This is a genomic window from Nissabacter archeti, from assembly GCF_018257325.1.
In the GTDB taxonomy this organism is placed as follows: Bacteria; Pseudomonadota; Gammaproteobacteria; order Enterobacterales; family Enterobacteriaceae; genus Chimaeribacter; species Chimaeribacter arupi.
Genome location: NZ_JAERKB010000007.1, coordinates 36,870 through 56,381 on the forward strand (window position 1 = coordinate 36,870; position 19,512 = coordinate 56,381).

The window sequence follows — 19,512 nt, forward strand, 5'->3', positions numbered from 1 at the left end:
GGCAAAAGCGCTGGGCCGGCATCAGAACGATGCCGGCCCGCAGGATTAACGTAATGGCGGCCAGTAGGCTTTATTGGCGTCGATTAAGTCATCCAGGATCGCTTTGGCGACAGAGGCACTCGGCACGGTTTTCGACAGGGTGATGGCCTGCCACAGTTTCAGGTATGACCCCTGCTCCCAGGCATCGACCACCAGTTTTTCCACTGCCACCTGCTGGCTCATCAGCCCTTTCTGGAAGTGCGGAATGTTGCCGACCGTCAGCGGCTCCGGGCCGTTTTTGCCCACCAGACAGGGGATCTCCACCATCGCATCGGCATCAAAATTGGCGATAGCGCCGTTGTTCGGCACGATCAGCAGCATACGCTGTTGCGTGTTGAAGGCGATGGCGGCGGCCAGGTCGACGATATAAGAGGCGTGCTCATCGATTTCCAGCTCACCGGCGGCAGAATGCCCGGCCTCGGTAATGGCGCGGCAGGCGCTGAACACATGCTTCTCCCGGTGATCCATCACCTCATTCGCCCGTGTGCGCTCCGGGTTGGCGTGCGCGACGACATAATCCGGGTAGAGATAATATTTCAGATAGGTGTTGGGCAGCGTATCCGGATCCAGCGCCTGCACATCTTTCGCTTTCGCGAACGTGTCGTTCCAGCTCGCTTCCGTATGCGCATCATTCGCCGGGGGAATATACCCGTGTTCAGACACGTATTGGCGCAGCGCAGGCATTAAATCGTTCCCTTCCCTGTCCTCTACTGAATGCCACCAGCCAAAGTGGTTCAGCCCGTAATAGCGGGTGATCATCTGTTTGCGGTCTTGCAGGCCGAGGATCTGGGCCATACGCCCCTCAATGCCAATCGGCATATCGCAGATATTGAGGATTTTTGCCGTCGGGCGCAGCCGCCGCGTGGCTTCCGCGACAATCGCCGCCGGGTTGGAGTAGTTCAGCATCCAGGCGTCCGGTGACCAGGTCTGCATATAATCCACCAGCTCCAGCACGCCGCCGATAGAGCGCATCCCGTAGGCAATACCGCCCGGCCCACAGGTTTCCTGGCCGACAACGCCGTGCCGCAGCGGGATCTTCTCATCTTTTTCACGCATCGGGTATTTGCCCACACGGATATGCGCCATCACAAAATCGACATCGCTGAACGCGGTTTGCGGATCGGTGGTGTAGCAAAAATCGATGTCCGGTGCCTGCTCACGCAGGATGACTTTACAGGCTTCGGCAATCACCTCCTGGCGCGCGCCGTCGTTGTCATAAAATTTCAGTGCCCGTAATGGGAGACGATCCTGATTGGCCAGTAACATCAACACGATGCCGGGGGTAAACGTGCTGCCGCCGCCGGCAATAACGACCGAGAATTTTTTCATGATATGACCTCTTTCATGGGGGAGGGTGGGGTGGATAAAGGGGCTTTCATCAGGCTTTCCAGCTGATCGCGCACCAGGGGAACATGCAGGCCGACAATCACCTGAATGGCGTTGCCGCGCCGCACGACGCCATGTGCGCCCAGGGCTTTGAACACATCGTCGCTTTGGGTTTTCGCCATATCGACCAGCGTGATACGCAAACGCGTGGCGCAGTTATTCACGCTTTCAATATTCGCCGCGCCGCCCAGCGCATGCAGGAAACCGGCGGCCTGCCCTGTTTTGACCGTGGCTGCGGCCTTCGCAGCGGCAGGCGGCAGGCCCTGCGACGCCTTGTAATCGGCTTTGCTGTAGAGTTTGATGTCGCTCTCTTCACGGCCGGGGGTTTTCAGGTTGAAGCGCAGGATCAACGTGCGGAAAACCACAAACCACAGGGCAGTGAAAGCGAGGCCGATGCCGAGTTGAATAAACATCACCGACGCATGGTGATGGAACATCGGCATCCAGTTGAGGGGTAAAAACTCATTGAGCAGACCGCCGCCGAACATCCCGACCACGCCCGCCATATACATGATGGCGGTCATGGTGGCGGCTAACAGCGCGTGAATAACAAACAGGAACGGCGCGATAAATAAGAAGGTGAATTCCAGCGGCTCAGTAATACCGACCAGAATCGCGGTCAGGGTGGCCGGAATTAATAATCCTGCGACTTTCACCCGGTTTTGCGGTGCGGCGGTGTAATAGATCGCCAGGGCAATACCCGGTGCGCCAAAGACTTTGGAATTACCGTGCAGGGCGAAGCCGCCTGCCGGGAAGAGATCTTTTAATGGCTGCGTGCTCTGGCTGAATTCATGGATATGCTGAACCCAGTAGGGCTGTAATCCGCCTTCCACCACCGCCGGGCCAAAAATAAACGGGCCATAGACGAAATGGTGTAAGCCTGTAGGAATTAACAGCCGCTCAAGTAACGTATAGATCCACACACCCAGTGCCCCGGCACCGCTTAAAAAGGTTTGCAGTGACCCAATCGCCACCTGCACTTTTGGCCAGCACAGGAGGGTCAACCATGCGCAGGGCAGCATCACGAAAAAGGCAACAATCACGACAAACGAGGTGCCCTGAAAAATGCCGAGGAAAACCGGCAAGCCCTTGTCATAAAAGCGGTTATGGATGGCCGTCACAAGACCGGAAATCACAATGGCACCAATAATGCTGGTATCCAGCGTTTTAATTCCGGCGATCATCGTCAGCCCGCTCCCCGCTACGGGTTCGGTATTAAAATTAACGTGAAAAAAATCTCCCCAGACCATGCCCATCGCGCCAATAAAATAGTTCCAGGTCAGGAACGAAATTAATACGGCGAGGCAGGCCCGGCCATGCGCCTGTTTTGCCAGGCCCAGCGGCAGGCCCACCGCAAAAATAAGCGGCATATTACGGAATACCGCCCAGCCCCCTTCCTCAATAATCTTGACGATTTGAAAAAATACGTTGTCGGGGCGCGTTAATGCTTCGCCAATAAACAGGGGGTTTTGCAGCATAATGGCAATACCAACAACCATGCCGGCAAACGGAAACAGCAAAACAGGGGTGAACATGGCGCCACCAAAGCGTTGTATTTGACTGAGCATTTTTACATCCTCATAAAACAACAAATGTAGGGTGAATGGTTTTTGTAGTAATCCTGACTGACCTGAAGAATAGAGAGCTGCGGTTCCGGCGACATGGCGCGCCGCTGTGATCCGTGATCGCATTCATGGTTTTATTTCCCGCGCTCAGGTCTACTTTTCTGCAATAAACTGGACATGTTCAACAGCACTATCCCTGTTAACTGGCACAGAGAGATCTACAGATGATCTATAAATCCATTGCAGAACGGTTACGCCTGCGGCTGAATTCGTCGGATTACAATATTGGCAGCCCGCTGCCCGGCGAGAAAACCCTGGCGCAGGAGTTTGGCGTGGCGCGGATGACCATCCGTAAGGCGATTGATTTGCTGGTGGGCGGGGGATTAGTGGTACGCCGTCACGGCAGCGGCACCTTTGTGGCGCGTAAGGATGTCCATCACGAAACCACCAACCTCACCGGTTTTGTGGAGGTGATGCGCCAGCAAGGGAAAAACGTGTCCAGCAAGGTGCTGGCGTTTGAACTGATGCCCGCGCCGCCCGCCATCGCCAGCCAGCTGCGCATCCAGGTTCACGAGCGGATCTACTTTTCGCGCCGTGTACGTTCAGTGGAGGGAAAACCGCTGATGCTGGAGGACAGTTACATGCCGGTGAAGCTGTTCCGGAACCTGTCGCTGGTGCATCTGGAGGGGTCAAAATTCGATTATATTGAGAAGGAGTGCGGCATTACGATCAGCGGCAACTATGAAAGCCTGACGCCGATCCTGGCGGATAAACAGCTCGCCGGCTTTCTCAATGTGCCTGAGCACACACCGCTGCTGCGGATCACGTCACTTTCTTATAGCGACAGCGGCGTGTTTCTTAATTATTCCGTGATGTTCCGTAATACCCGCGATTATCAGGTGGATTACCACCTGCACCGCATCCGCCCGGAGACATTGTTAACCCACTCCCCGGACTCGTTTTCCCCGCAGCGGCGCGGGGAGTATCAAGGGTAAAAGGAAAAAGCGGCTTAGTGCCGCTCATTCTCCCCCGGGTGTTGGCTCTCCTGCCAGTGCTCCTCACAGCGTGTGATGGCGTCACTGACCAGATCGCGCAGCGCGGCGGCGCTGTCACTGTAGCCATAATCCATCACGGAACTCGCTTCCTGTTTTTCCTGTTCAACCGCCAGGCTGATGCGCTCTTCACTCTCCACCCAGCCGCCGCTGCCGGTAGCCTGCCGCTCAAACAACAGCGCGTATTCCGGGGTCTGGCTGTCGGACCCGTAAATCTCATATTTATGGGTCGGGTGTTCATCTTCCCCGATCAGCAGGGTTTCAATCAGACGTACAGATTTCATTCGCGGCTCCTTGGTTAAAGGGTTAAGTGTAGCAACCCTGGAGAAAAAGCCGGTTTCAATAAGGTGACAGCCCCGGCCCGGCATGATCCGCCGCCATTTCATATGTGCCATGAATTCCTGTTTTTTATTCATACGAATTTCAATATAAGCCGCGGCAGTGATGATCGGGATCAATTTGTAAGCCGGGTAACAAAGGCATGATGCGCGCCGGAAACGAAACTGAAATCTTTCATTTAAGAGTGCGTATGAAAAATACCTTTATCGCCATTGCTATGCTTGTAACGAATACTGCCTGCGCTGCGCTGGACTCCCGCCATGCTGAGATAAACGTGACGGCCGCGCAGGCGGCCTATAATCACGCAGCTTTCCAGCTTGGCAGTGGCGTGAACGGCAGCGAGGCAGAACAACGCCTGAATGCCGCTGCGGCAGCGCGTGCACAGGCTTATGCCGATGAGCGCGCTGCTGCGCAGTTAACCGCACGGGCAATGAACGCCGTGGGTAAGGGTGCCGTCATCAACGCTGTCAGCATGAAACTTGCCGCCGCTATGCAGCAACAGCGCGTCATGGGCGTTATCAATGTGGCGGCTGGCAGCCTGCCGGGGACCACCCCCGTGAGTGCCGCCGTAAATGGGGTTCAGGTGCAGACGACGGCCGCCGCGCTGCCGCCGGGGACGCAAGTCGCTGTGCCGCATATCCCGGCAATTACCATGCCCGTTAACACCGCCCATAACGGCGGGCAGCATCACCAGCCGGGCCATGAAACGGCGTCCAGCACCCGGAACAATGGCGCGGCCAATGCGCACGCCGGTGCGATGGGCGGGGGCATGAATGCTGATGGTCACGGACATCATTAATTGCCGGGATTTTTGACATGTTTATCGCTTATTTCCTGCGCGGTTTTGGCTGGACACTTGGCCGCCTCTTTGCCTTTGTCTTCGCCCATCTGTCAGGGGTCGTGATCATGATCGTGATGTTCGGCATCCTCGCGCTATTACGTGGTCGCCGCTGAATAACCTGTAAATAACAACGAGAAAATGACCATGCGTAAAATGATGATGGCTGCCGTTCTGCTGGTGGGATGCGCGCAACAGCATGTGGCAATGGCAAAAGAAGATCCGCAGGCCACACACCACGCCGCAAAGGCGGTTAAAACCTATAAAGGGTTTGGCCGGGTAGTGGTGGTAAAAGATGGCGGCAATTGGGTAACGCTGGATGGGGTGGTGATGGCGATCGATGAGAAGACGCCGCAGGCTACGGTTTACTTTGGCGGGCTGAACCAGGTGATTATTTACCGTTCCGGCAAAGTCGCGTTGATGAAGGAGGGCCAATTGGTCGGATGGATGAAATAGAGCGAGAGCGGGAAAACGAAGCGAAAGAACGCTGCGCCCAGGGGCGCAGCGTGGGACATCAGGCAGGGTGACGCATCAGGCAGAAAGGGATGCCATGTCGATCACGAAACGGTAACGCACGTCAGAACGCTCCATGCGCTCGAAGGCTTCGTTGATCTGATCGATGTTGATGATTTCACACTCCGGCAGGATGTTTTTACGGCCGCAGAAATCCAGCATTTCCTGGGTTTCTTTGATGCCGCCAATCAGGGAGCCGGCCAGGCGACGGCGGCCAAACACCATCGGCATGGTGTTCTGCTCGTCGATTGGGCCAATCTGGCCAACCATCACCAGCGTCCCGTCCACATCCAGCAGCGGCATGTATACCGACACGTCGTGGCGCACCGGGATGCTGTCGATGATCACGTCAAAGCTGTTGTACGCTTCCTGCATCGCCTGCTCATCGGTAGAGATCAGGTAGTGGTCAGCACCCAGCGCGCGGGCATCGTCGGCTTTCGCCGCGCTGCGGCCAACAACGGTCACGGTCGCGCCCATACCGGCTGCCAGTTTGACGGCCATATGGCCGAGGCCGCCCAGGCCAACCACCGCGACGCGGCTGCCGGGGCCAACGCCCCAGGTGCGCAGCGGGGAGTAAGTGGTGATCCCGGCGCACAGCAGCGGGGCAACTTTAGAGAGTTCCAGCGTCTCCGGCACGGAGAGCACGAACTCTTCACGCACCACCAGGTGCTTGGAGTAGCCGCCCTGGGTGGTTTCCTGGGTGATGCGATCCTGACCGGCGTAGGTCGGGGTCATGCCTTCGCGGCAGAACTGCTCTTCGCCCTGACGGCACTGGTCACAGGTCTGGCAGGAATCGACCATACAGCCTACGGCCACCAGGTCACCGGCTTTGTAGCGGGTGACGCCCGCGCCGATGTCAGTCACGCGGCCGACGATCTCATGGCCCGGTACCATCGGGTAGCTGCCCATACCCCAGTCATTGCGGGCCTGGTGCAGGTCAGAGTGGCAGACGCCACAGAACAGGATTTCCATGGCGACATCGTTGTCACGCAGTGCACGACGCTCGAAGGAGAAAGGAACCAGCGGTGCGCCCGCTTTCAGTGCTGCATAGCCCTGGGTTTTCATTGTTTACCACCTCTTGATGTAAAAAAGAAAACGGACACCCTCGCGGCGCCCGTATACAGCGTAATGTAAGAATCAGGTTTGTGCGTGCCTGCCCGGTCAGGCAGGCCACGATCACAGCGTATAGCCGGGCTTTTTATAGAGTTTATCCGCCGCGCCGACGATTTCAGGGCGATAGACCGTCTCAGCCCATTGATCCATCGGCACCTCTTCAAACGCCACGGAGACTTCATCCTCGGTGGAGCCGAGATGTTGTTGTACGCTCTGGGAGATGGCGTCGGTCAACGCGCGTTTTTGCTCCTCGGTTTTACCGGGTACCAGTTTTACAAGCACATGGGGCATTTTCTCTCTCCTTTAACACAGACTTTGCCAAGTATAGGCAATCGCAGGCTTATCGCTTAGCAGCCTAGCGATAATGCTGTTATGAGGATTATTCATTTATGCGATCCGGGGGCGCGGCACCCCCGGCAACCGGTCAACGGCGGTTTTTCCATACGGTCTGGATGTTGCAGAACTCATGCAGACCAAAATGGGAAAGCTCCCGGCCAAAGCCGCTTTTCTTCACGCCGCCGAACGCCACGCGCGGGTCACTGGCGCTGTAGCCGTTGATGAACACGCCGCCGCACTCCAGCGCGGCTGCCATCTGTTCTGCGCGCTGCGCATCGGCGGTGTAAATCGTCGCCATCAGGCCGAACTCGCTGTCATTCGCCAGCGCCAGCGCGTGGTCGGCATCCTGCGCCACGCTGATGGCGGCCACCGGGCCGAACAGCTCCTGACGGAATGCGGTCATCTCTGGGGTCACGTTGCCCAGCACCGTCGGCAGGTAGTAGTTGCCTGCGCCGGCCAGCTTGTCACCGCCGAGCAGCAACGTCGCGCCCTGTGCCAGGGAGTCCTGAACCTGTTGATGCAGCTCGTCACGCAGGTCATAACGCGCCATCGGCCCGACATAGTGCTCAGCCTCGCGCGGGTCGCCCATTTTGATGGCACGTACTGCCGCAACAAATTTCTCCGTGAAGCGCGCGGCGATCCCGGCTTCCACGATAAAGCGCTTGGCCGCCGCACACACCTGACCGCTGTTCTGGTAACGCCCGGCGACGGCGGCTTTCACGGCCTCATCCAGATCGGCATCGTTCAGGACGATAAACGGATCGGAACCGCCCAGCTCCAACACGCATTTTTTCAGCGCGGCGCCCGCCTGGGCGGCAATGGCGCTGCCGGCCCGGCCGCTGCCGGTCACCATCACCGCCGCAATGCGCGGATGGTTGATGATTTGGCTCACGCCTTCATTGGTGGCGTTCAGTTGGGTAAACAGATGGGCCGGGAACCCGGCATGCAGGAAAATGTTCTCAATCAGTTGCGCGCTGCCGAGCACATTCGGCGCATGTTTCAGCACATAGCTGTTGCCTGCCAGCAGGCTCGGCACCGCGCCGCGCAGCACCTGCCACAGCGGGAAGTTCCACGGCATCACCGCCAGCAGCGGGCCAAGCGGGCGGTACTCAATCACCGCGTTCTGGTTTTCCACCAGGGTCGGTTCCGTTGCCAGCATCGCCGGGCCATGCTCGGCATACCAGTCACACAGTGCGGCGGATTTCTCCACCTCGGCGCGCGCCTGGTTCACCGGCTTGCCCATCTCCAGCGTCATCATCAGCGCCAGCGGTTCCGCATGGGCGCGCAGTGAGACGGCCAGATCGTGCAGCTTTTGCGCCCGCGCCGCCAGCGGCAGGGCGCGCCATTGCTGGTAAGCGCGGTAGTTATTCTCAACGGCCTGATCGATCTGGTCAGCCGTCACAAACGGATAGGCGGCAATCTTTTCACCGTTGGCGGGGTTAACAGAAAATGCGTGGGTATCGGAGGACATTTGCATGATTCGGCTCGCTGTTTTAAGAGTATGAGCCTACTGTAAAACTGATTATTGTTCTTTTGTAGTGAATAATAATGAATGGGTTGTTCTGTGATGGGGAATGGTTGGGGCAGGGAACAGGTGTCTACCGATGATAAAAACAGCGAGGGGGTATCCCTGAGCTTACCGATTAACACGCGCCGCGTTGCTGATAACATCCTCGCGTGTCGTCATAAAGTCTGCGTCAGCGCGCCGTTCTTTGGCAAACGATCCCCAGCTGGGTTTAGCCTGCGGCAACAGAGTGGAATCATCACCCTGGATGATTTCAGTTTCGTCACTACCCTCCCTGTTCACATGCCGGGAAGGGCATACCGCCCGGTTACTGCCCTTTTTAAACATAGCGTCGGTTTTCATGTTTCCCTCCTGATTCTTACGCCTGCTCAGCGTGCCAAGCATAATTTTACAGAGGCCTTTGCCTATATCCTGGCTCTGCAAACGTGTCCGTTATCACTTTTATCTGCGGGAAGGTGCTGAAGGGCATGAAATGTCAGAGATGACGGGAGGAAATCATTAAGGATATCCGTTAATAAGCCCGCATAACCGCGGGCTTCTTGCTTAATGCGTCAGTGCATTGTGCGCGTGGGGCGAGGGCACAACCCGCGACAGGTCAAGCACGGCGCGGGCGCGGCTGAGGTCATAGGCGGCCTGCATTGCCAGCCACAGGCGAGCGGCAATGCCTAATCCTGCTTCAAGGCGGAGGGCCATATCGGGACTGATCGCCGTTTTACCTGTCGCAACCTTGCTCAAGGCCGAGGGAGAGACATCCAGGTCACGCGCCAGGGCCCGGAGGCTGACGCCATAGTCTTCCAGGTATTCCGCGATCAAGCCGCCCGGATGGGGGGGGTTAATCATGGTCATCAGTGGTAGTCCTCAAGATTAAGTATATAGGCATCACCCTCTTTGAATTCGAAGGTGATCCGCCAATTGGCGCGGACGGTAATCGCAAAAAGGTTTTGTCTGTCCCCCTTCAGCGAATGAAATTTAAAGCCGGGATAATGCTTAAATTCATCAATGGTTGCCGCCTCATCAAGTACCAGCAAACGGAGTTTAATGCGCTCCACATCTTTTGCCTGGACTCCGCTTGTATCGCCTTTTTCAAAGCGTTTTTGTAAGCCCTTATGTTTCTAACTTTTTATCACGTTGAGAAACAGTCCGGCTATGAAAAACCATAAAATGTTTGTGTGTTATAGCAGAGGTGCCATTGCGAGGGATGCGAAGAGAATGACAACCCCCGCCGCCGCGGGGGAAAAAGAATCGGGGAGATTACCCCAGCCGCTGTTTGATTTTCTCCACCATGCGGGCAGTGGAGATGCCGTATCGGTCGTGCAGGGTCGGCAGGGCGCCGGCATCGAGGAACGCGTCGGGCAGGCCGATGGCATCGAAATCCGCCCAGACTTTATTGCGCATCAGCAGGGCAGCCACCGCCTCGCCCAGCCCGCCTGGCTGGGTGTGGTTTTCCGCCGTCAGCACCAGCCGCCCCGGTCTGGCGGCCTGTTCAAGAAGGGTTTTCTCATCGAGCGGCTTGATGGTCGGCACGTGCAGCACCGCCACGCTGACGTTGTCTTTGCGCAGTTTCTCCGCTGCCTCCAGCGCACGCATGGTCATGATGCCGGAGGAGATGATCAGCACATCATTTCCCTCTTCCAGCAGCCGCGCTTTGCCGATTTCAAACCGGTAGTCGTATTTGTCCAGCACTACCGGCACTTTGCCGCGCAGCAAACGCATATAGACCGGCCCGGCATGGGCGGCCATCGCCGGGACGGCCTGCTCAATCTCCAGGGCATCGCACGGGTCGATGATTGTCATGCCCGGGATGCCGCGCATTATCGCCAGATCCTCCGTCGCCTGGTGGCTTGGGCCGTAACCGGTGGTCAGCCCCGGCAGTGCCGCGCAGATTTTGACATTCAGGTGTTCTTCCGCGATCACCTGGTGGATAAAGTCATAAGCGCGGCGGGTGGCAAACACCGCATAAGTGGTGACAAACGGGATAAACCCCTCTTTTGCCATGCCGCCCGCGGCCCCCATCAGCAACTGTTCCGCCATGCCCATCTGGAAAAAACGTTCCGGGTAAGCCTGGGCGAAAATGTGCAGGTCAGTATATTTCGACAGGTCGGCCGTCATGCCGACAATCTCCGGGTGCTGCTTCGCCAGTTGCACCAGCGCATGGCCGAACGGTGCCGCGCGCGTGGCCTGCCCCTCTTCAGCAATCGAGGCAATCATCGCGGAGGTGGTCAGGCGGGGTTTGGTCTGGGTGGTCTGGCTCATAAGTGCGCTCCTGTGGGGGTGTTGGCATCCAGCACCGCGAGGGCTTTTTGCCATTCATCGGCATCAACACGGATAAAGTGGTTCTTGTCGCGGGTTTCGAGGAACGGCACCCCCTTGCCCATCAGGGTGTCGCACAGGATCACCCGCGGCTGGTTTTCCGGGCACTGTTTCGCGTTATCAAACGCCCGGATCACCGCCGGCAGGTCGTTGCCGTTGACGCGCTGCACATACCAGCCAAACGCGGCCCACTTCTCCTCCAGCGGCTCGAAGCCCAGAATTTTGCGTGAGTCGCCGTCCGCCTGCTGGCGGTTGATGTCCACCAGGTTGATAAGGTTATCCAGCCCGTAGTGCGCCGCTGAGAGCGCGGCTTCCCAGACCGCGCCCTCGTCCAGCTCGCCGTCTGACATGGAGTTGATCACCCAGGAGGCACTGCGCTTCTGCTTCAGCCCCAGCGCCATGCCGACCGCGATGGTCAGCCCCTGGCCCAGCGAGCCGCCGGAGATCTCCATGCCGGGGGTGTAGGTCGCCATGCCGGACATCGGCAGGCGGCTGTCATCAAAGCCGTAGGTCTCCAGCTCCGCTTCCGGGATGATGCCCGCCTCAATCAGCGCGGCATAACAGGCGATGGCGTAATGGCCGTGGGAAAGCAGGAAACGGTCGCGCCCCTCCCACGCCGGCTCCTCCGGGCGGTAGGTCATGGCGTGGCTGAAGGCTGCCGCCAGCACATCCGCGTAACCCAGCGCCTGGCCGATATAGCCCTGGCCCTGGACTTCGCCCATCCGCAGGGCGTAACGGCGGATGCGCCACGCGGCGGCGGCCACCGCCTCAATGCCGGTCACGGTGTTTTCGGTATCAATCTGGGACATGGTGCAGCCTCGCTTAGTGGATTAACATGCCGCCGTTCACGTCCAGCGTGATCCCGGTGGAGTAAGAAGAGAGATCGCTGCCGAGGAACAGCGCGGCGCGTGCCACATCCTGTGCATCGCCCAGGCGGTTGAGCGGGATGCCGCTCAGGATGGTCTGTTTCATCTCATCGGAGAGTTTGCCGGCGGTGATGTCGGTCTGAATCAGCCCCGGCGCGATGCAGTTGACCCGGATGTTGTCAGGGCCGAACTCCCGCGCCATGGCGCGCGCCAGCCCCAGCACCCCGGCTTTGGCCGCGCTGTAGTGCGGGCCGCCGAAGATCCCGCCGCCGCGCTGGGCGGACACCGAGGAGATGCAGACGATGCTGCCGCCCTGTTGCGTGCGCATCGCCGGCAGCACCGCCTGGGACATCAGCAGCGTGCCGCGCAGGCTGACATCCAGCACGGCGTCGTAGTTATCGCGTTTGATGTCCAGGGTTTTGATCGGCTGGGTGATCCCGGCATTGTTCACCAGAATATCGATGCGGCCGTAGCGGCCCAGCACCTGCTCGACGGCCGCGCTCACCTGCGCCTCATCCGCCACGTTGGCCATCAGCCCCAGGTGCGCGTCGCCAAGCGTCGCGGCGGCCTGCCGGCTGGCCGCGGCATCCAGGTCGATAATCACCACGTTGGCACCCTGTTCCGCAAAGAGTCTGGCGGTGGCAAAACCCAGGCCGCGTGGGGAGGCCGCGCCGGTAATAACGGCGACTTTATCTTTTAACAACATAAGTAAGCTCCGGATAAAGAAAGTAAGAACGGGTTATCAGTGACGGTTATTTCGGTTCGTCGAGTGTGCAAATAATCAGCAGGCCGAGGGCGGCGCAGATGCCGAAGTAAATAAAGACCGCGTTGAAGCCGCCGGTGTAGTCCAGCAGGAAACCGGCCGCCATCGGTGACACAAAGCCCCCGAGGTTGCCGCCGCTGTTGATGATGGAGGCGGCGATGGGGTAGGTTTTGCTGTCCGCTACCGCCATGCCGTAGGCGGTAAAGGCGGGCCAGCCGATGTTCAGGCAGAAGCCGACAAAGAACAGCCCGGTGCAGACGGCGACGGTACTGCCGGGGATATTCAGCATGATCAGCATCATCACCACGGTCGTTACGGCGGTGAACATCATGGTGGGTTTTCTGCGGCGGCCCAGCAGCTTGTCTGAGATAAACCCGCCGGTGATCGCCCCGATAAAGCCGCCGATGCACGGCATACTCGCCACCAGCCCCATGCTGATAAAGGTGAAACCTTTCTCCTTGACCAGGTAGAGCGGGATCCAGGTCAGCAGCCCATAAAGCACGCTGACCATCATGAAATAGGCCAGGCAGTCGCCCAGGATATTGCGTGAGGTAAACAGCCCCTTCACGGTCGCCACCGGTGTCAGCGCCTTCACGCGGATAAGCTTGTCCAGCAGGGTGAAACGGGGTGCTGTCACGATGTTCGGCCGCGCTGTGCTGTTCTGGTGCGCGGTGCTGCGGTGCGCCTGTTCGTCACTGATGAACGCCTGCTCCGCCTCTGACACAAACCGGCTCTCCGACGGGCGGGTTCTCACCAGCAGGTACCAGGCTGCCGCCACAATCAGGCCGGGAATGGCAAAGGAGAAAAAGACCCAGCGCCAGCCCCAGGTCACGGCGATCCAGACTGCCAGCGGCGGCACGATAATCGGCGCGAACATGGTGGCCGCGATATAGACGCCGGTTGCGGTGGCTTTCTCTTTGGCCGGGAACCAGTTGTTGATGGTGGAGGCCAGCCCCACCGGGCAGGGGCCTTCGGTCAGCCCCAGCCCGAGGCGAATGCACTTCAGCCCCAGCACGGAACCGGCAGTGCCCATCAGCCAGGTGAAGGCGGAGAAACCCAGCACCGACAGCGCCACCAGCCCCCGGATGCCCTTTTTCGCGATAAAAAAGCCGGCCGGGATCTGGCTGAGCGAATAGCCCAGGAAAAACATACTGGCGATGGCTCCCGCCTCGAAATTATTGATATGGAATTCATCGATGATAAAAGGCAATACCGCGCCGATGTTTGTGCGATCCGCGTAATTAATCGCATACACAATAAAAATCAGCGACAGCACCACAAACCGATAATTCGTTTTTTTAGCAGCAGTGTAAGGGACAGCGTGTTCTATGCGAGACATGGTTTACCTCTTAATAAGAACAACCGTTTTTTATGATTTTCGGTTCGGCTCATTAGCGTGAAATACGAATATAACGGCATTGCGCTAAAACAGAAGTTAAGGAATCTCATTTATAGCTGAGAAAAATTTGAGGCATGAGCGGCGTCATAAAAACGGAGTAAAAAGGCGCAGGCGGCTATTTTGTGCATTGCGTCACACTCTGGCGTCAAGCAGGCGACTTTTACCAGCGAAATCAACCACACTCGGCCATCAGCTTATTGCTTAGCGGAGTAAACCATGACAGCGCATGACAAAAAAAACCTGCCGCTTCCCTCGCTCAGGAATATCCAGTCATTCCTGGAAGTCGCCAATACGCTCAGTATCCATACCGCGGCGGAGCAGCTGAATATTACGCCGTCGGCCGTCAGCCACCAGATTGCCGCCCTGGAAAAATTCATCGGGAAAAAACTTTTTATCCGTAACGGAAAAGGGGTTGCGCTGACCAAAACGGCAGAGAAATATTTAAAAGAGGTTTCCGGGGCAATGAGTATTATTGGCCGGGCCACCGACCAGCTGATTAATGACAGTGCCCAGCAAACCTTGCGGGTTCACTCCTCGCCTTCATTCGGTTTAATCTGGCTGATGAAGCGGTTAGGCGCATTCCGGGAACAGCACCCGGAGATCACGATTAATCTCTCCTGCTCTTATGAAAACCTGCAATTTTCGCGGGACAATATCGATATTGATATCCGGCACGGCATCCCCGACTGGGATGCCTACCGCGTGATGACCATCAAGAATGACCGGGTGATGGTGCTCGCCTCGCCGGACTATCTGCGCCGCCACCCGGTCGCGACGCCGCATGACCTGCTGGGCTGTGAGCTTATCCACTCCACCAGCACCCTGCTGAACTGGGAGAAATGGTTCGAGTACCACAATACGCCGCGTTACGCCTCGCATTACGGGCTGAGTTTTGACCGGTCATACATGAGTTTTGAGGCAGCGGTGATGGGGCTGGGGGTGATTCTGGAGAGCGCCATGCTGAGCCAGGGCTATGTGCGTGACGGTTTGCTGGTGCCGGTGTTTGGGGAGGCGTTCACGCTGCCGGTGAATGCCCACCATCTGGTGATGCCGCACAGCAATGAGCGCAGCGCCAACGTCAGCACCTTTATCCGCTGGGTGGAAGCGGAGTTGCAGCAGGGCGGTTTCCGGCTGTGAACGCCGGGCATAAAAAAGCCACCCGCTTTGCAGCGGGTGGCCGGGTATGCCTCAAGGCTTACGGGTGATTGACTTCCAGCGGGCGCAGGTCAAACAACAGCACTTCCGCCTGGTCGCCGCCGCTGAAGGTCAGCGAGGCCTCATCCCGGACGCGCGCACCGTCACCGGCGGTAAACGCGATACCGTTGATGTTCACGCTGCCGCGTGCCACATGGATATAGGCGTAGCGGTTCTGCCCGAGCGCAAACGTCTGCTGCTCATCGCCATCAAACAGCCCGGCGTAGATTTTCACATCCTGCCGCACCCGCAGCGCCCCGTTGCTGCCGTCCGGCGAGACGATCAGGCGCAGCTGGCCGCGTTTTTCACTGTCCGGCACTGACACCTGCTGGTAGCCCGGCGTGGTGTTCTTTTCATCCGGCACAATCCAGATTTGCAGGAAGTGCACCCCGTCGCGGGTGGAGTGGTTGAACTCGCTGTGCGTGACGCCGGCACCGGCGCTCATCAGCTGCACATCACCAGGGACAATCACCGAGCCGGTGCCCATGGAGTCTTTGTGCGCCAACGCCCCTTCCAGCACATAGGAGATGATCTCCATATTGTTGTGGGCGTGCGCCCCGAAACCGCGTGACGGTGCAACCCGGTCATCATTAATCACCAACAAGTCAGAGAAACCGGTCTGTTTCGGATCCCAGTAACCCGCGAACGAGAAGGTGTGGTATGAGTTCAGCCAGCCGTGATTACCCTGGCCACGTTGTTCAGACAGTCTTTGCTCGATCATGGTGTTCTCCTTGGTGATGGGGTGAAAGGCGGTTGCCCTTCCTATGGGGAACAAGTATACGTAAACTGTTTTGCCCAACAATCGGCTGTAATGACAATCACTGTCACAATATGGTGGACAATGTGCAGATAGAAGACCTTCGTATTTTTATCACCGTGATCCGCGCCGGCAGCTTTACCGCGGCAGCGGATCAGCTGTTGCTGTCAAAGCAGTACGTCAGCCGCCGGATGGCGGCGCTGGAGGACTCACTGGGCGCGCGGCTGCTGATCCGCAACACCCGCAAGCTTTCGGTGACCGAGGCGGGGCAGGTGTTCGGCCAGCATGCACAGCGCATTCTGGATGACATCCACGAGGCGGAACAGGCCGTCAGCGAACGCCGCCAGGCGCTGCACGGCACGTTCCGCATCAGCATGCCGATGTCATTTGGCATGAGCCACCTCTCGCCGCTGATTGCGGAATTCCTGAGCCTGCACCCGGCGGTGCGGTTCCAGGTGGAGCTGGGGGACAGGCAGGTGGACCTGATTGGTGAGGGGTTTGACATCGCGATCCGCATCGGCGCGCTGGCGGACTCGACGCTGATCGCCCGCCGCCTCGGCCGGCTCAGCCGGGTGGTCTGCGCCAGCCCCGCTTACCTCAGGCGTGCCGGGGAGCCGCAGACGCCGGAGGACCTGCTGGCGCACGCCTGCCTGCGTTACGGGCGGGAAGGGCAGACCGGCTGGGAACTGGTGCAGGACGGCAAGCGCAAAATGCTCGATGTGCAGGGGCCGATCATCAGCAACAACGGCGAAGTGCTGCGTGACGCGGCGATCGCCGGGCTGGGGCTGGTGCTGCTGCCGGCGTTTATCGTCGGCCCGGCGTTGAAAAGCGGCGACCTGGTGCCGGTGCTGGCCGCGCACCACCCCGCGCCGCTGAGCCTGAACGCGCTCTACTCCCAGCACCGCCAGCGCAGCGAGGTTACCCGTGTTTTCCTGTCATTTTTAGAGGCGCGGCTGAAGGCGCAGGGGGAGGAGTAAGGGCGCATACCGGCCTGTTGTCCGGCAGGCCGGTGCTGTTACCGCGATCACAGTATAAATAAAACGCATACCACGATAAGGTCAAACCGTCTGCCCCGTCCGGCACCGGGCGGTTACCCTGCTTTTTCATAATGCCTAACGCTGTATGCCTACACCACGAGAATGATGACGATGACAAATTCCCTGCCGGAACCCTGTTTTGATATTGCCCATCTGGCCCACGTCGAGCTTTACACTGACAAATTTGAAGAGAGCCTCGATTTCTTTGTCAATGTGTATGGCCTGACGGTGTCGGCCCGGACAGAGCACCATGCGTGGTTGCGCGCCTGGGATGATTACGAATTCCATACGCTGAAACTCACGCGCCACCACACCACCGGCGTCGGGCATATCGCGTACCGCGCCTCGTCTGAGGCCGCCCTGATGCGCCGTGTCGCAGCGATTGAAGCCAGTGGCTATGAGGTGATCGGCTGGGTGGATGACGATCCGGGGCACGGCCGCGCTTTCCGCTTTGCCGATCCGTTTGGGCATATTTTTGAGATTTACTACGATACCGTGCGCTACCAGGCCGAAGCAGGTGAACGCCCGTCGCTGAAAAATCTGGCGCAGCGCTACCATAGCCGTGGTGCCTGCCCGCGCCGCCTGGATCATCTTAATCTGCTGGCCGCCGATGTGACGGAATTTAAAAAATTCATGGAAACCTGCCTCGGCTCGCGGGTGACAGAGATGATCCAACTGGATAACGGCCGTATCGGCGGGTGCTGGTTTACCGTCAACAATAAAACCTATGATCTGGCCTGTACCGAAGAGCATGGCGGCGGTAACGGCCGCCTGCACCACGTCACCTACGCCACAGACTGCCGTGAAGACATTCTGCGCGCCGCCGATATCTTTCTGGAAAACGGCATCCACATTGAGACCGGCCCGCATAAACACGCGATTCAGGGCACCTTTTTCCTGTATGTCTGGGAGCCGGCGGGCAACCGCGTGGAGCTGGCAAACTCCGGCGCCCGGCTGATCCTGGCACCGGACTGGCAAACCGTGGTCTGGACAGAGGCTGACCGGAAAAAAGGGCAGGCCTGGGGGCTGAAAACCATCGACACCTTCCATACCCACGGCACGCCGCCCGTCCCGCCGCAGCTGAAAAGCTGACGCAGGCCCCAAGCAGCGCAGGTTGGAAGAGACCATCCGGTCAGGTTAACCGCTGAAAAGGAGACCTGGCCGGTTTCCTTATGGCATTTTGCTTAATTCTTCACGAAATAAAGTATTCGCTCATTATATCCATACTCATTATTATAAAGTCATAATATCCTACTAAATCAATCTGGTGGTTCTGACTTCATGATCGCGGTAATTCTGGCTGGGCGGCCCGTGTGGCTGACCCACGGCAAAAACAGGACTTAACGATGGATCAGATAGTGTATGTGGTGGACGATGATGAGGCGGTCAGGCGTTCGCTTGTCCGCTTGCTGGAGTCAGCAGCGTATACGGTGGCGGATTTCGCCTCTGCTGAGGCGTTTCTGGCGCACCCCTTCAGCCCGGTACCCAGTTGCCTGATTCTTGATATGAATATGCCGGTCGCCAATGGCTTTGACGTTGCCGAAACGCTGCATAACAACGGCCACGCCATCCCGATAATTTTCCTGACCGGCTTCGGCACCATTCCGATGTCCGTCAAGGCGATGAAAGCCGGGGCGCATGAGTTTTTGACCAAACCGGTGATGGCCGACCAGCTGTTGAACGCGGTGGCCGATGCCTTGCAGTTGGCGGAGAAGAACCTCACGCTCTCCTGCGAGCACCTGGCGCTGCGGCAGCGGCATCAGACCCTGACGCCGCGCGAGTGCGAAGTGCTGGAGCTGGCGATCGGCGGGTTACTGAATAAACAGATCGCCAATGCGCTGGGCGTCAGTGAAATCACCGCCAAAGTGCATAAACGCCGTGTGATGGAAAAAATGCAGGCGCGCTCGCTGGCGGATTTAGTCCGGGCTGCGGAGCGCCTGAATATCCTGAAATCCCAAAGCCGTTAATTCTGTTCTCAAAGGAGAAGCCCTTGACGACCCACACCCCGCCTGACCCGCGCGCGCAGCTGAGAACGATGTCAACCCTGCTGCGCAGGCTGCACAAAACGCTGGTGGAGAGTGAACTGGCCCAGTTTGGCCCGGCAGGCAGCGCGTTTGACCAGTTGCAACTGCTGACCAGCCACCCGCAATTCGCCTGGCTCCAGCAGATTTCTGAGATCCTGGTGGGGCTGGATGAGCGTCTGGATGATAAAGAGCAGGGGGTGGAACAGAGCACGGTGCAGGATTACCAACGCCGCATCGAACAGCAACTGACGCCCGGCGCGGACAATCCCAGCGCGTTCCACCAGAAATACCTCGCCGCCTTGCAGGATTCCCCCGCCGTGGCGATGGCCCACGGCGAACTGCGCCGCCACCTCGCCGCCTTGCCGGGTAACCCGGCCGCCTGAAGCCTCACGCCGCCGCCGGGCGGCGTGCTGCGGCCTAGGCTGTGAATCCGGTTCCCTGGCCGAACGGACTGAA

The 19,512-nt window shown here is 58.4% G+C and carries 22 protein-coding genes and 1 pseudogene; 9 read left to right on the top strand and 14 right to left on the bottom strand.

What is annotated here, in order from left to right; translation table 11 throughout:
- Nucleotides 1–45 precede the first annotated feature (45 nt).
- Nucleotides 46–1,368, bottom strand: a complete 1,323-nt coding sequence (locus tag JK232_RS10485; RefSeq protein ID WP_101855192.1) for a 6-phospho-alpha-glucosidase — start codon at nucleotides 1,366–1,368, stop codon at nucleotides 46–48.
- Nucleotides 1,365–2,993, bottom strand: a complete 1,629-nt coding sequence (locus JK232_RS10490; RefSeq protein WP_101858031.1) for an alpha-glucoside-specific PTS transporter subunit IIBC — start codon at nucleotides 2,991–2,993, stop codon at nucleotides 1,365–1,367. The genes JK232_RS10485 and JK232_RS10490 overlap by 4 nt, the downstream gene beginning before the upstream one ends.
- A gap of 221 nt (nucleotides 2,994–3,214) precedes the next feature.
- Between JK232_RS10490 and JK232_RS10495 the strand changes: the two genes are divergently transcribed.
- Entirely contained in the window at nucleotides 3,215–3,985 is a 771-nt protein-coding gene (locus JK232_RS10495) for a GntR family transcriptional regulator (RefSeq protein ID WP_072929168.1), read from the top strand.
- A gap of 14 nt (nucleotides 3,986–3,999) precedes the next feature.
- Here the strand turns inward: JK232_RS10495 and JK232_RS10500 are convergent, their stop codons facing one another.
- The gene (locus JK232_RS10500) at nucleotides 4,000–4,326 is read right to left on the bottom strand and encodes a hypothetical protein (RefSeq protein WP_072929603.1); all 327 of its coding nucleotides are present in this window, start codon (nucleotides 4,324–4,326) and stop codon (nucleotides 4,000–4,002) included.
- 245 nt (nucleotides 4,327–4,571) lie between these two features.
- Here JK232_RS10500 and JK232_RS10505 point away from each other — a divergent pair, with 245 nt between their 5' ends.
- The 3 genes from JK232_RS10505 to JK232_RS10515 are packed head-to-tail and all read left to right on the top strand — an operon-like array spanning nucleotide 4,572 to nucleotide 5,675.
- Entirely contained in the window at nucleotides 4,572–5,180 is a 609-nt protein-coding gene (locus JK232_RS10505; RefSeq protein WP_212589143.1) for a hypothetical protein, read from the top strand.
- Between the two features lie 17 nt (nucleotides 5,181–5,197).
- Complete coding sequence (locus tag JK232_RS10510; protein WP_165698508.1) at nucleotides 5,198–5,335, top strand: hypothetical protein; 138 nt, start codon at nucleotides 5,198–5,200, stop codon at nucleotides 5,333–5,335.
- Between the two features lie 25 nt (nucleotides 5,336–5,360).
- Nucleotides 5,361–5,675: a hypothetical protein gene (locus tag JK232_RS10515; RefSeq protein ID WP_146000858.1), complete on the top strand. Its 315-nt coding sequence runs from the start codon at nucleotides 5,361–5,363 to the stop codon at nucleotides 5,673–5,675.
- Between the two features lie 75 nt (nucleotides 5,676–5,750).
- Here the strand turns inward: JK232_RS10515 and JK232_RS10520 are convergent, their stop codons facing one another.
- The 10 genes and pseudogenes from JK232_RS10520 to JK232_RS10565 form a co-directional block, all read right to left on the bottom strand.
- Nucleotides 5,751–6,797 (bottom strand): NAD(P)-dependent alcohol dehydrogenase, encoded by a 1,047-nt coding sequence (locus tag JK232_RS10520; RefSeq protein WP_072929174.1) that lies wholly within the window; start codon nucleotides 6,795–6,797, stop codon nucleotides 5,751–5,753.
- 111 nt (nucleotides 6,798–6,908) lie between these two features.
- Complete coding sequence (locus JK232_RS10525; protein ID WP_072929177.1) at nucleotides 6,909–7,136, bottom strand: tautomerase family protein; 228 nt, start codon at nucleotides 7,134–7,136, stop codon at nucleotides 6,909–6,911.
- A 133-nt stretch (nucleotides 7,137–7,269) separates the two neighbouring features.
- Nucleotides 7,270–8,658 (bottom strand): aldehyde dehydrogenase family protein, encoded by a 1,389-nt coding sequence (locus JK232_RS10530; RefSeq protein WP_212589144.1) that lies wholly within the window; start codon nucleotides 8,656–8,658, stop codon nucleotides 7,270–7,272.
- Between the two features lie 159 nt (nucleotides 8,659–8,817).
- The gene (locus JK232_RS10535; RefSeq protein WP_212589145.1) at nucleotides 8,818–9,048 is read right to left on the bottom strand and encodes an AbrB/MazE/SpoVT family DNA-binding domain-containing protein; all 231 of its coding nucleotides are present in this window, start codon (nucleotides 9,046–9,048) and stop codon (nucleotides 8,818–8,820) included.
- A gap of 201 nt (nucleotides 9,049–9,249) precedes the next feature.
- Nucleotides 9,250–9,552, bottom strand: coding sequence for a HigA family addiction module antitoxin (locus tag JK232_RS10540; protein WP_212589146.1), 303 nt, complete (start codon nucleotides 9,550–9,552; stop codon nucleotides 9,250–9,252).
- Nucleotides 9,552–9,818, bottom strand: a pseudogene (locus JK232_RS10545) (type II toxin-antitoxin system RelE/ParE family toxin); the annotation flags it as partial. The pseudogene JK232_RS10545 and the gene JK232_RS10540, both read right to left, overlap by 1 nt.
- Before the next feature lie 139 nt (nucleotides 9,819–9,957).
- Entirely contained in the window at nucleotides 9,958–10,959 is a 1,002-nt protein-coding gene (locus JK232_RS10550) for a transketolase family protein (RefSeq protein WP_072929183.1), read from the bottom strand.
- Nucleotides 10,956–11,825, bottom strand: a complete 870-nt coding sequence (locus JK232_RS10555; protein WP_072929185.1) for a transketolase — start codon at nucleotides 11,823–11,825, stop codon at nucleotides 10,956–10,958. The genes JK232_RS10550 and JK232_RS10555 overlap by 4 nt, the downstream gene beginning before the upstream one ends.
- Before the next feature lie 13 nt (nucleotides 11,826–11,838).
- On the bottom strand, nucleotides 11,839–12,588 hold the full coding sequence (locus JK232_RS10560) for an SDR family NAD(P)-dependent oxidoreductase (protein ID WP_072929187.1): 750 nt from the start codon (nucleotides 12,586–12,588) through the stop codon (nucleotides 11,839–11,841).
- Between the two features lie 46 nt (nucleotides 12,589–12,634).
- Nucleotides 12,635–13,984 carry an MFS transporter gene (locus tag JK232_RS10565; protein WP_101855186.1) on the bottom strand — a complete coding sequence of 450 codons (1,350 nt, stop codon included), beginning with the start codon at nucleotides 13,982–13,984 and terminating at the stop codon, nucleotides 12,635–12,637.
- 276 nt (nucleotides 13,985–14,260) lie between these two features.
- Here JK232_RS10565 and JK232_RS10570 point away from each other — a divergent pair, with 276 nt between their 5' ends.
- Nucleotides 14,261–15,181, top strand: a complete 921-nt coding sequence (locus JK232_RS10570; protein WP_101829407.1) for a LysR substrate-binding domain-containing protein — start codon at nucleotides 14,261–14,263, stop codon at nucleotides 15,179–15,181.
- Nucleotides 15,182–15,239: 58 nt separating this feature from the next.
- On the opposite strand, the gene JK232_RS10575 is transcribed toward JK232_RS10570, so the two are convergent.
- The gene (locus tag JK232_RS10575) at nucleotides 15,240–15,959 is read right to left on the bottom strand and encodes a pirin family protein (RefSeq protein WP_072929193.1); all 720 of its coding nucleotides are present in this window, start codon (nucleotides 15,957–15,959) and stop codon (nucleotides 15,240–15,242) included.
- 122 nt (nucleotides 15,960–16,081) lie between these two features.
- On the opposite strand from JK232_RS10575, the gene JK232_RS10580 reads away from it, so the two are divergent.
- The 4 genes from JK232_RS10580 to JK232_RS10595 all read left to right on the top strand — a co-directional run bounded on the left by JK232_RS10580 (nucleotide 16,082) and on the right by JK232_RS10595 (nucleotide 19,439).
- Nucleotides 16,082–16,972, top strand: a complete 891-nt coding sequence (locus tag JK232_RS10580; RefSeq protein ID WP_101829409.1) for a LysR family transcriptional regulator — start codon at nucleotides 16,082–16,084, stop codon at nucleotides 16,970–16,972.
- Nucleotides 16,973–17,143: 171 nt separating this feature from the next.
- The gene (locus tag JK232_RS10585; protein ID WP_072929195.1) at nucleotides 17,144–18,124 is read left to right on the top strand and encodes a VOC family protein; all 981 of its coding nucleotides are present in this window, start codon (nucleotides 17,144–17,146) and stop codon (nucleotides 18,122–18,124) included.
- 254 nt (nucleotides 18,125–18,378) lie between these two features.
- Nucleotides 18,379–18,999 carry a response regulator transcription factor gene (locus JK232_RS10590; protein WP_101858422.1) on the top strand — a complete coding sequence of 207 codons (621 nt, stop codon included), beginning with the start codon at nucleotides 18,379–18,381 and terminating at the stop codon, nucleotides 18,997–18,999.
- Nucleotides 19,000–19,022: 23 nt separating this feature from the next.
- Nucleotides 19,023–19,439 (top strand): hypothetical protein, encoded by a 417-nt coding sequence (locus JK232_RS10595; protein WP_079205245.1) that lies wholly within the window; start codon nucleotides 19,023–19,025, stop codon nucleotides 19,437–19,439.
- Nucleotides 19,440–19,512 lie beyond the last annotated feature (73 nt).